The organism is Streptomyces caeni (assembly GCF_042678285.1).
GTDB classification, from domain to species: domain Bacteria; phylum Actinomycetota; class Actinomycetes; order Streptomycetales; family Streptomycetaceae; genus Streptomyces; species Streptomyces caeni.
In genome coordinates this window covers 1-11,519 of the sequence record NZ_JBHUDX010000124.1, presented here as the reverse complement: position 1 = coordinate 11,519, position 11,519 = coordinate 1, and the positions used below count along the sequence as shown (strand labels likewise).

Genomic DNA, 11,519 nt, shown 5'->3' with positions numbered 1-11,519 from the left:
GCCATGGCTCAATCCTTTCATGGAATCGAGCCTCCACCTGACACGGGGCGGTTCACCTCCCGCACCGAGAAGGTACGAGACCTGGGAACGTGCCACCTGCTGGAGTGCGTGGACGAGGCACAGGCCGTGATGATCGCAAAGGACCGCAGGGCGGGCGCGCTGTGCTCCCGGATCGGGCAGCGGCATCTTGTGGTGGCCCCCTGCGACCCGCACGTCCCGACCCGCGCCGTCCGGCGCGAGACCGAGGGCGGGAAGGACCAGCGCGCGCTCGTCGGCAGTCGGTTCGCGCAAGTCGACGCGGCCGGGGGCGAAGCGGGCAGTGAGCCGGTCGCCGTCTCTTTCGCGCCAGCCGTCGAAGGCGCGCTTGGACGTCCGCAGGGCGGCCCGGTAGGACTCCCCGGTCCCCGCCCGAGAGGCGAGGAAGGCCAGCGCGGCGACCGTACCGTGGCCGCAGGCGGGCAGTTCCTCCCCGGCGGTGAAGAAACGCAGGCCGACCGTCGGGTGCCCGGCCCCGGTGGAATCCGGGGGAACCGGGCGGACGTAGACGGCGTACGGCGCAGTCAACCACGGTTGGCTGGAACCGCGCCGCCTACGGCGACTACTTGCCTCCACGCCGCTGCCACGTGCCGCCGACGGGCGTCTCACACGAGAGATGACAGAGAGGGGCCGCCCTCAACACGGAACACATAACCTCAGCTCACACACCCCGACGACCTCGATCGAACTGCCAATTCCACCTCTCAGTGAACCAGCAACACACCAGGCCAGCCAGCACCCCACACCCCAACAAACCCCCCTCCGGGCGTCAGCGTGTACCCGATTCTCGCGCCGGTGGAGGTGCTGCCGCTGCTGCGGTCCGGGATCGAGGGGCCGGTCAACGCCCTCGCCGGGCCGGACTACGACGGCCCCTCGCCCGCCGAGCTGGGTGAGCAAGGTGCCGCACGGGTCACGTTCGGGCCGGGGCTCCAGCGTGCGGCGACCGCCGCGCTGCGGGAGTCCGCCGCCCGGATACGGACGCGAACCGTCCTCGACCGGGCGGCGGCGTCGCGGGCCGTCACTTCGGCAGCCAGGCCTTCCAGACGTCCGGGTTGGCCTTGACCCACTTCTCCGCGGCCTTGTCAGAGCTCATCTTCTGGTCCGCGATCATCGCCGCGACCTCGTTCTGCTGGGCGTTGGTCCAGCTGAAGTTCTTCAGGAACGCCGCGGCCTTCTCGTTGTTCTTGGCGAATTCGGCGCCCAGGTATTTCTGCAGCGGGGTCTTGGCGTAGCCGCACTTCACCTTGGCCGCGTCGGCGTCGCAGCCGTCCTTGTACTCGGGCAGCTTCACCTCGACCAGGTCGATCTGGGAGTTCAGCCACTGCGGCGTCCACCAGTAGCTGATGAACGGCTTCTTGGCCTTGTAGTCCTCCTTGATCTGGGTGATCTGGGCGGCCTCGGAGCCGGCGTAGACCGTCTTGAAGTGCAGGCCCAGGTTCTTGATGAGGGCCTCGTCGTTGGTCGTGTACGACGGCGAGCCCTCCAGCAACTGGCCCTTGTCGCCGCTCTCCGCGGTCTTGAACTTGTCCGCGTACTTGTCGAGGTTCTTGTAGTCGGTGATGTCCGGGTGCTGCTCGGCCAGGTACTTCGGGATGAACCAGCCGATGTGGCCGGTCACGCCGAGGCTGCCCGCCTTGACCACGGACTTCTTGTCGTCGACGTACAGCTTGACCTTCTTCGGCGCGCCGCCCCAGTCCTCCAGGATGGCGTCGGCCTTACCGCTGTTGAGGGCGTCGAACGCGACCGACTCGTCGAGCTGGGTCAGCTTGACCTTGGTGTCGAGCTCGTTCTCCAGGATGTACTTGGCGACGGCCGCGTTGGCCTCGGCTCCGACCCACGACGGGACGGCGATGGTCACCGAGTCGGAGCTGCCGCTCGACTTGTTGTCGGTCTTGGCGGCGCCGCAGGCGCTGACGCCGGTGACACTGAGGACGACGACGGCGGCGGCGGCGCCGCGTAGCAGGCTTTTTCTGTTCATCATGAGGGTGATTTCTCTTCCTTGGGACAGGCAGGGGCGTTCCTGCGTGAACGGCTGTTCGGACCGGTGGGTACGGACGGCGGGTGAGCGGGGTACGGGTGAGAGGGCGACGCCTAGCGGGTGTCGGCCCGCTTGCTCGTGCGCTGGGTGACGCGGTCCAGTACCAGACCGAGCAGAACGATGGCGGCGCCGGAGGTCAGGCCGAGACCCAGCTGGCTCTTCTGCAGGCCCTTGACCACGTCGTAGCCGAGGGCGCCGGAGCCGACGAAGCCGCCGACGATGACCATGGCGAGCACCAGCACCACGCCCTGGTTGAGCGCGAGCATCAGCGCGGGCCGGGCCAGCGGCACCTGCACCTGGCGGATCTGCTGGAAGGTGCTGGCGCCCATGGAGCGGGCCGCTTCCAGCGTGGCGCCGTCGACCTGGCGCAGGCCCTGGGTGGTGATCCGGACGACGGCGGGCAGCGCGTACAGCACGGCCGCGGCGACGGCGGCGGCACGGCCCACGTTGAACAGGGCCACCACCGGGATCAGGTAGATGAACTGCGGCAGGGTCTGCATGGTGTCCAGCACCGGCCGCAGCATGCGTTCCAGCAGCGGCACCCGGGAGGCGACCACGCCGATGGCGAAGCCGAGGACCAGGGTGACGACGACACCCGCGAGGGCCTGCGACAGGGTGTCCAGGGAGTCGTCCCACACGTTGATGACGCCGACGCCGGCCATCGCCAGGGCGGCGGTGCACATGGCGCCCCAGCCGCCCGCGAGCAGGGCGAGTCCGGCGGCCAGCAGCACGAGCAGCCACCACGGTGTGCCGGTCAGGGCGTCGCGGATCGGGTCGAGCACCCAGGTGGTGAAGTTGGCCGCCCAGGGGCGGGTGCCGCCGAACACCGGCACGCCCTCGGCGAGGTGGCCGGTGAACCAGCCGACGGCCTTGTTGACGGGCTGCGCGAAGTCCACGGTCCATGCCTCGGGCCAGTCCGCGATGAGCAGCCGCCAGCCGGTCACCCCCACGACGACGCCGGCGCCGGCGGTCAGGGTCCAGGCCCGCCAGCCGTGCAGCCAGGGCGCGCCGTCCGGGCCCGAGCCCCCGCCGAGCCGGTCGCCGGCGATGGCGGTGGTGCGGTCCAGCCACACCGCGAGCAGCACGATGGGGATGCCCGCGGCGAGCGCGGCGCCGACGTCGACCGTGGACAGCGCGCGGAAAACCTCCTCACCGAGACCGCCGGCGCCGATCACCGAGGCGATGGTGACCATGGACAGCGCCATCATGATCGTCTGGTTGAGGCCGAGCAGGATCTCCTTGCGGGCCAGCGGCAGCCGCGCGGTCAGCAGGCGCTGCGCCGGGCTGGTGCCGAGGGACTCGGCGGCCTCCATGACACCCGGGTCGGCGCCGCGCAGACCGAGCGCGGTCAGCCGGGCCATGGGCGGGGCCGCGTAGATGACGGTCGCGATCAGCGCGGAGGCCACCCCGATGTCGAACAGCAGCACCAGCGGCAGCAGGTAGGCGAACGCCGGCATGATCTGCATGGTGTCCAGCACCGGCCGCAGGATGTGCTCGAAGCGGTCCGAGAGGCCGGCGCCGAGGCCCAGCAGGGCGCCGATGACGGCGGACCCGGCGACCGCGACCGACATCAGGGCCAGGGTCTCCATGGTGGCTTCCCACATGCCGAGCACACCGCACAGCGCGAAGGCGACGAGGGTGACGGCGGCGAGCCGCAGCCCACGCCGGTCCCGCAGGCCGCCGATCCGCCAGGACAGCAGCACGGCGATCGCGGTCACCGGGAACCAGCCGAGGCTGCGCAGCAGGTCGGTCACCCAGGAGACCGAGTCGTAGGCCCAGTTGCTCAGGTGCAGCAGGAAGTACAGGAAGACCGGGTTGGTGTCCCGGTTGTACACGACCCAGGTGTAGGCGTCGTCCAGGGGCGTCTTGACGTCGACGGTCAGCGCGTCGGGCCAGCCGCCGCTGCCCCACAGGGCGGCGGCGAGCGGTACCAACACGACCGCGGCGGCCAGCAGCGGCAGCAGCCGGCGCACCGTCGGGTGGGACAGCGGCGACAGACGGCCGGCGGTGTCCTGCTCGGCCGGTTCGACCGCTGCGGACGGCGGGGACGGCGGGGACGGGGTGGTGAGGGCACTCACGCGAACCACCCCCGGCCGTGGGAGGCGGCGTCCGGGATGCGGCGGGTCATGCGGCCACCTCCTCGCGATCCAGACCGGCGACGACGCGTAGCAGCGCGGCGTGGTCCACCTGACCCAGGCAGTGGCCGGACTCGACGACGCAGGCGGCACGGCCGGAGCGGGCGACGATGTCGATGGCGTCCGCGACGAGGGTGCCCGGGGTGAGGGTGCCGGGGTGCTCGGGGCCGCCGCAGTCGCCGGGCCGCATGGCGGTGCGCACCGTCATGACCTGCTCGCGCGGCACGTCGCGGACGAAGTCGCGCACGTAGTCGTCGGCGGGCGAGCCGACGATCTCCTCGGGGGTGCCGAGCTGCACGATCTCGCCGTCCCGCATCAGGGCGATGCGGTCGCCGACACGGAGCGCCTCGCTGAGGTCGTGGGTGATGAAGACCATGGTGCGGCCCTCGTCGTGGTGCAGGCGGATGACCTCCTCCTGCATGTTCCGGCGGATCAGCGGGTCGAGGGCGCTGAAGGGCTCGTCGAAGAGCAGGACCTCCGGGTCGGCGGCGAGCGCGCGGGCCAGGCCGACGCGCTGCTGCTGGCCGCCGGAGAGCTGCCCGGGGCGGCGCTGCTCCAGGCCGTCGTCGAGGCCGACCTTGGCGACCATCTCGGCCGCCCGCTCGCGCCGCTCGGCGCGGGACATGCCCTGGATCTCCAGGCCGTAGGCCACGTTGTCCAGGACGGAGCGGTGCGGCAGCAGGCCGAAGTGCTGGAACACCATGGCGACGCGGTGCCGGCGCAGTTCGCGCAGCCGGTTCTTGTCCATGGCGAGGACGTCCTCGCCATCGATGTCGAGGCTGCCGTAGGTCGGTTCGATGAGCCGGGTCAGGCAGCGCACCAGGGTGGACTTGCCGGAGCCGGACAGGCCCATGACGACGAAGACCTCGCCCTTGTGCACGTCGAAGGAGACGTTCCGGACGGCGGCGGTGCAGCCGGTGGCGGCACGCAGTTCGGACTGGGACAGGCGCGCGTACTCGGGGTTCCTGGGCACATGGTCGGCCTTCGGGCCGAAGACCTTCCACAGGTTGCGGACGCCGAAGACGGGTGGGGTGCCCACCGCTCCGGGGGCGTCGGCTGCGTCCGCGAGGCCAGTCCGCTTGTCGAGGTCGGGTGTGACGGGGTGGGGTGTGCCGCTCATCAGGCCTGGTTCCCTTCGCTGGTGTCGGCCAGCAGTTCGGCTGCCTTCTCGCCGACCATGAGTACGCCGATCATGGGGTTCACCGCAGGCAGGGTGGGGAAGACGGACGCGTCGACGACGCGTACGCCCTCCAGCCCGCGGACCCGCAATTCGGGGTCGACGACTGCGAGTTCGTCGTCCGCTGCGCCCATCCGGCAGGTGCCCGCCGGGTGGTAGACCGTGTGGTGCGCCTTGCGCAGGAGTTCGCTGAGCCGTTCGTCGTCGTCGACGTCGGGTCCCGGGAAGACTTCCCGCTCCAGCCAGCTCGCGAACGGCTTGGTCTGCGCGATCCGGCGGGCGATCCGCACACCGTCGACGAGGGTCTGCGCGTCGTAGCCGTCCTCGTCGGTGAAGTAGCGGAAGTCCAGGGCGGGCTTGACGTCGGGATCGGCGCTGGTCAGGTACAGCCGCCCGCGGGCCCGTGACTTGGGGATGTTCGGGGTCATCGATACGCCGTGCGCGGGGCGTTCGTAGCCGAGCCGCTCGGGGTTGTCGGTGAAGGGGATCTGGTAGAAGTGGAACATCAGGTCGGGCAGGTCCTGCGTGTCGTCCCGGCGCACGAACAGGGCGGCGTCGGAGTCCATCGCGGAGTTCTCCGGCAGCGGCCGGTTCGTCTCCCACACGATCACCGACTCCGGGTGGTCCTGCAGGTTCTCACCGACGCCGGGCAGGTCGTGCACGACCGGGATGCCCAGTTCCTCGAGGTCCTTGCCGGGCCCGATGCCGGACAGCAGCAGCAGGCGGGGCGAGTCGATGGCACCGGCGCACACCACGACCTCGCGGCGGGCGGCGATCAGTTGTTCCTCGCCGTCTTTGGTGCGGACCCGGACACCGGTGGCGCGCTTGCCGTCCAGTTCCAGCCGGTACGCCCAGGTCTCCAGCAGCAGGGTGAGGTTGGGGCGGTCGCCGGCCTCCATGTGCGGATGCAGGTAGGCGACGGAGGCGGAGGAGCGCTTGTTGTCCTCCGGGTGGTAGGCCAGGTCGAGGAAGCCGACGCCGTCGTGGAAGGGCTTGGCGTTGTAGCCGTTGACCTCGGGGACGCCGGTGGCCGTCTTCGCCGCCTCGATCCAGTCCTTGGCGATGGCGTTCTGGTCCTTGTCGGCCACGCGCACGACGTTGTTGCGCAGCCGGGCCCAGTAGGCCTCCATCTGCACGGCGCCCCAGCCGGCGGCTCCTGCGGCCTCCCACTCGTCCCAGTCGGCCGGCAGCGGCTTGAAGGCGATCAGGGTGTTGTGCGAGGAGCAGCCGCCGAGGACCTTCGCGCGGCTGTGCAGGATGTGGGAGTTGCCGTGGGGCTGCTCGACGGTCGTGTACGCGTAGTCGAGTTCGCCGCCGAGCAGGCCCATCCAGCGGCGCAGGGTGAGAACGTCCTCGCGGTCGATGTCGCTGGGGCCGCCCTCGATGACGGCGACGGTCACGTCGGCGTTCTCGGTCAGCCGGGAGGCGATGACGGAGCCTGCGGTGCCGCCGCCGACGATGACGTAGTCGTACTCGTGGGCATGCTCGTGCGTGACGGGCTGCGTGTTCTGCTGCATCGGGTGGTGCTCCAGGGGAGTGCGAGCGGTGGGGACGGGCTGCGGGGTCAGCCCGCGAACCAGCGCACCGGCTTCGGCGCGAGGTTCTGGTAGACGTGCTTGGTCTCGCGGTACTCGGCGAGTCCGGTGGGGCCGAGCTCGCGGCCGTTGCCGCTCTTTCCGAAGCCGCCCCACTCAGCCTGCGGGAGGTAGGGGTGGAAGTCGTTGATCCAGACCGTGCCGTGGCGCAGCCGTCCGGCGACGCGGCGGGCCCGGCCCGCGTCGGCGGTCCACACCGCGCCGGCCAGGCCGTACTCGGTGTCGTTGGCGAGGGCGACGGCCTCGTCCTCGGTACGGAAGGTCTCGACGGTGAGGACCGGCCCGAACACCTCCTCGCGCACGGCCTTCATCTCGCGGTGGCAGTGGTCGAGGACGGTCGGCTCGTAGAAGTAGCCGCCCGCCGGCCGCTCGGGCGACGGCTCGGGGCGCTTGCCGCCGCAGCGCAGGACGGCACCCTCGGCGAGCGCGGAGGCGACGTAGGCCTCGGTCCTGGCGCGCTGCTGCTCGGAGACCATCGGCCCGCACTCCACGCCGTCCGCAGTGCCGCGCCCGAGCCGGATCTTCTCGGCGCGGCGGGCGAGTTCGGTGACGAAACGGTCCCGTACGGACTCCTCGACGATGAGCCGGCCTCCGGCCGAGCACACCTGGCCGCTGTGGATGAACGCCGCGTTGAGCGCCTGGTCGACGGCGGTGTCGAAGCCCTCGGCGGTCGCGCAGGCGTCGGCGAAGACGACGTTGGGGTTCTTGCCGCCGAGTTCGAGGGCCGTCTTCTTGACCGTCAGGGCGGCGGCCTGGGCCACCTTGACGCCGCTGACCAGGCCTCCGGTGAAGGAGACGAGGTCCACGTCGGGGTGTTCGGCCAGCCGGGCGCCGACGGTGTGGCCGGGCCCGGTGACGATGTTGGCGACGCCGGCCGGCAGCCCGGCCTCGGCGAGCAGGGCGATGAGCGCGACCGTGGTCAGCGGGGTGATCTCGCTCGGCTTGATCACGAAGGTGTTGCCGGCCGCCAGTGCCGGGGCGATCTTCCAGCTGGCCTGGAGCAGCGGATAGTTCCAGGGGGTGATCATCGCGCAGACACCGACGGGCTCGTGCACGACGACGCTGTGCACCTCGGGCGAACCGGCGTCGACGACGCGGCCGGGGGCCTCGCAGGCGACGAGGCCGGCGAAGTAGCGGAAGGCGTCGGCGACGCAGTCGACGTCGACCCGGCCCTCTTCGAGGGTCTTGCCGGCGTCGCGGCTCTCCAGCAGGCCGATCTCCTCGCGGTCGCGGACGAGCAGGTCCGCGACGCGGCGCAGCAGCGCGGCGCGCTCGGCGACGGGCGTGCGGGCCCAGTCGCCCTCGTCGAAGGCGTGACGGGCGGCCGCGACCGCGTGGTCGGCGTCCTTCTCTCCGCCCTCCGACACCACGGCGAACACAAGGCCGTCCGCCGGGTCGAGGATCTCGCGCGTGGCGCCGGACGCGGCGCTCTGCCACTGTCCGTTTGCGTAGATCGTCTGCTGTACCTGATGGTTTGTTGAACCCGCCATGCTGGGTATGTGCCTTCCGTTGCCGTTCCGTGCTCGTGAGCCACAGTCCCGTGCCTGGCGGAGCGGGGAGCGCCTTCCCCCGAGTCCGCGGAGTATGCCTCATCGGTCGCGAAATTTTTCAGCGGCCCGACTATTCGGGCATCCATGGTCAAAGGGCGTCCAGGCCGGCCTGGTGCACGAGCGCACCACTGAAGATCCGCCATCTTGAAGTTGCTGGTCACGGGGCTGGTGTGAGTCGTTGTTCGCGTACTCGTGCTGGCCGTGGGCGGTTGTCCGGCGTGAAGATCGTCTGCCCTGTGTGTCACCGGGTGACTTCGAGGTTCGTCAGGACGAGCAGGGCACGCAGGAGCGTGGTGGCGTGACGGGCGTGCGATGCGCGGGTGTGTACAGCCAGCGGCTCTGTCGCACATCCGGTGGTGACGCAAGGTAACGGCGGCTCGTCTCGTGCCCTATCTGCAAAGGCACAGCGCATGGGGCCGCAGGAAGCATGAGGAGTGATTCGTATGCAAGGCTGGGTCCTCGACTGTGGGCCGCGCCCTCGTGGACAACGCGCCGGTCCTTCCCCGCACCACCTGGGCGGGAAGCCGAGGCCACCAGCAGGGCCGGCCCGGATGTCACCGAGCGTGACGCCAGGACACATTCCGTCACCGCCGAATGTGAGCCAGGCCCAGTGGCTGGACACACCCCAGCACCGGTAGCGCCAGGCGATCGCCAGTTCCCGCCAGCTCTCCGGCGTCCGGGGTCCACCCGAGGAACGCAGGTGTGGATTCATCGGGCCCTGCTTCTCCGCAGAGCGCCACATCGCGCAGAGGCATGCACGCGCGCCGCATCGAAGCGCACTACACAATCGTGGAGGAGGGCGGCGCCGGGCGGCGAACCGGCGGGGTCAGGGCCTTGTCCACGGCGACGTTGCCCGCACGACGCCTGGGGTGTGGGTCGCCCTCAGCACCGGTACCGCGAGCGCGGATGGACGCAAGGTCGCTGGCGAATCTGGCACCAGGGGATGGCCGCGATCAGTTGGCACCACGCCGGAAGGTCGCGCGGTAGTCCCTTGGGCGTTGTCCGGTGTGCTTGGCGAAGAGAGCGGCGAAGGTCCCGGGGTCTTTGTATCCGACCGTGGCGGAGATGCCGGCGACGGTTCGATCCGTGGTCTCAAGCAGGTGGCGGGCACGGCGGACGCGCGATGACTGTAGGTACTCAAGAGGACTCCGGCCGGTCTCGTCGGCGAAGCGCCGCAACAGCGTCCGAGTGCTGACCCTGAGCGAGTCCGCCAACGCCGTGAGGTCGTATCGGGCGGCGAGGTCCTGGTCGAGGCGTCGCATGACCCTGCGGGAGAACTCGTTTCCGGGCTGCGGAAGAAGTCGCGCGTCGACGTATGGAGCCTGGGAGGACCGCGCGTCGTCGACGAGCGCCACCCGCGCGGTTGCCCGTGCCACGTCAGCACCGCTGTGTCGGCGGATCAGTTCCAGCGCGAAGTCGTACATGGCACTGAAGGCCGCGGTCGTCGTCACCCCCTTGTCGGTGACGACCAGACGTTCGGGGCGGACGTCGGCTTCCGGACAGCGCTGAGCCAGTTCGTCGGCGAGAAGCCACGCCGTCGTAGCCCGGCGCCGGTTGAGAAGTCCTGCCTCGGCGAGCAGGAAGGCGCCGACACAGATCGAGACGACGGCGTTACCCGCAGCGGTGTGTGAGCGGATCGCCGCAATCTCAGGGGCGAGGGCCGTGAGTTTCGCGTCCACGTCGAGACCCGGCACCAGCTCGAATCCCGGCACGACAAGAACGTCGACCTCGCGGAGCGGAGCGACGGCCAACGCCGTACCGCCCGATGCGGTGATGCGGTGACGAGGTGAGACGACCGACACCTCGTAGCCCGAGCGGTCCGGACCGGCAACGTGCGTGGCCATCGTCAACAGGTCGGGCACGCCGAACACCTCGGACGCGAAGCAGCCCGGGTAGGCCAGAACGCCAACCCGCAGTGCGCTCATGGTCGCCTCCTGACCACCACGCCTGTGGCGAGATCACCCCTCTATGTGGCGGTCCAGCCTATCGCCTTGTGCGGGTTCATCAGGCCACGCTGTCGCCATGACCGCTTCCAACGGACGTCTTGGCGACGCGATCACGGACTTCTCCCACCGGCTGGTGGACGTGGCCGGGGTGGTGAAGACGGTGCATGTCGCCGGTTCCGGGCCGGCCGTCGTATTGATGCCGGAGATGCCTGGTATCAGTCCCGACGTCCTTCGGCTGGCGCGGTGGGTGCGGGATGCGGGTTTCACCGTGTACCTTCCCTCGCTCTTCGGGACCGACGGTGCCTATCCCACGGTCGAGGGCGGGCAGGAGGTGATTCGCCGGACGTGTGTCAGTGCCGAGTTCCGTGCCTTTGCCGGGGGTGGTACCAGCCCTGTCGTGGCGTGGCTGCGTGGGCTGGCGCGCCAAGCCCACGCCGAGTGCGGCGGTCTTGGAGTCGGTGCGATCGGACTGTGCTTCACGGGCAACTTCGCACTCACCATGGCGATTGAACCTGCCGTCATCGCGCCGGTGGTCAACCATCCGTCACTGCCGTTGGACGATCCCGCCGGACTGGAGATCAGCGAAGAGGACGCGCACGCGGTCCAGGAACGCGTTGCACGCGACGGACTGAAAGTCCTTGCCTACCGCTTCGACAACGACCGTTGGTGCACCGGGCAGCGTTTCGCCGCCTACCGAGCCCTGCTCGGCGACGCGTTCGACGGCCGCGTCCTTCCAGGCGGTTGTGCGAACACGAACCCGCCCCCGTTCTTCCGTGATGTGGTGGGGTCCCCCCACAGTGTGGTTACCGCCCACCTCGTGGACGAGGACGGACATCCCACACTGAAGGCCAGAGACGAGATCCTCGCCTTTCTGGCCGAACGGCTGGGCCGGACCGGGCACTCGGAGGTCAATCGTCAAGGGCCGTAGGCCACGTGAGGCCATTGACGTCGCAACTGTCTCGGGGGCCCACCGTGGCTCCAGCGCCGAAGGGGAGTGTCTACTGAGAGGGCAGTACGTGACGTGATGTCCGTTTCGGGCTTT

8 protein-coding genes and 1 pseudogene are annotated in these 11,519 nt (G+C 70.1%); 2 read left to right on the top strand and 7 right to left on the bottom strand.

Features of this window, described 5'->3' with window-relative positions:
- Positions 1-564: PhzF family phenazine biosynthesis protein (locus ACFSL4_RS34960; protein WP_381091851.1), on the bottom strand; the 564-nt coding region annotated here is incomplete at its 3' end.
- A gap of 246 nt (positions 565-810) precedes the next feature.
- Between ACFSL4_RS34960 and ACFSL4_RS34955 the strand changes: the two are divergent.
- Positions 811-1,014: pseudogene (locus ACFSL4_RS34955) on the top strand (isocitrate lyase/phosphoenolpyruvate mutase family protein); the annotation flags it as partial.
- 40 nt (positions 1,015-1,054) lie between these two features.
- Here the strand turns inward: ACFSL4_RS34955 and ACFSL4_RS34950 are convergent.
- The 6 genes from ACFSL4_RS34950 to ACFSL4_RS34925 form a co-directional block, all read right to left on the bottom strand.
- Positions 1,055-2,014, bottom strand: a complete 960-nt coding sequence (locus ACFSL4_RS34950) for an ABC transporter substrate-binding protein (protein WP_381091853.1) — start codon at positions 2,012-2,014, stop codon at positions 1,055-1,057.
- Between the two features lie 113 nt (positions 2,015-2,127).
- On the bottom strand, positions 2,128-4,152 hold the full coding sequence (locus ACFSL4_RS34945; protein WP_381091849.1) for an ABC transporter permease: 2,025 nt from the start codon (positions 4,150-4,152) through the stop codon (positions 2,128-2,130).
- A gap of 46 nt (positions 4,153-4,198) precedes the next feature.
- The gene (locus tag ACFSL4_RS34940; RefSeq protein WP_381091847.1) at positions 4,199-5,329 is read right to left on the bottom strand and encodes a quaternary amine ABC transporter ATP-binding protein; all 1,131 of its coding nucleotides are present in this window, start codon (positions 5,327-5,329) and stop codon (positions 4,199-4,201) included.
- A complete protein-coding gene (locus tag ACFSL4_RS34935; RefSeq protein ID WP_381091845.1) occupies positions 5,329-6,903 on the bottom strand; it encodes a GMC family oxidoreductase in 1,575 nt (524 codons plus the stop codon). The genes ACFSL4_RS34940 and ACFSL4_RS34935 overlap by 1 nt, the downstream gene beginning before the upstream one ends.
- A gap of 47 nt (positions 6,904-6,950) precedes the next feature.
- Positions 6,951-8,471, bottom strand: a complete 1,521-nt coding sequence (locus ACFSL4_RS34930; RefSeq protein ID WP_381091843.1) for an aldehyde dehydrogenase family protein — start codon at positions 8,469-8,471, stop codon at positions 6,951-6,953.
- Positions 8,472-9,484: 1,013 nt separating this feature from the next.
- Positions 9,485-10,456 (bottom strand): GlxA family transcriptional regulator, encoded by a 972-nt coding sequence (locus ACFSL4_RS34925; RefSeq protein ID WP_381091841.1) that lies wholly within the window; start codon positions 10,454-10,456, stop codon positions 9,485-9,487.
- Positions 10,457-10,553: 97 nt separating this feature from the next.
- On the opposite strand from ACFSL4_RS34925, the gene ACFSL4_RS34920 reads away from it, so the two are divergent.
- Positions 10,554-11,405 carry a dienelactone hydrolase family protein gene (locus tag ACFSL4_RS34920; RefSeq protein ID WP_381091839.1) on the top strand — a complete coding sequence of 284 codons (852 nt, stop codon included), beginning with the start codon at positions 10,554-10,556 and terminating at the stop codon, positions 11,403-11,405.
- Positions 11,406-11,519: the final 114 nt, after the last annotated feature.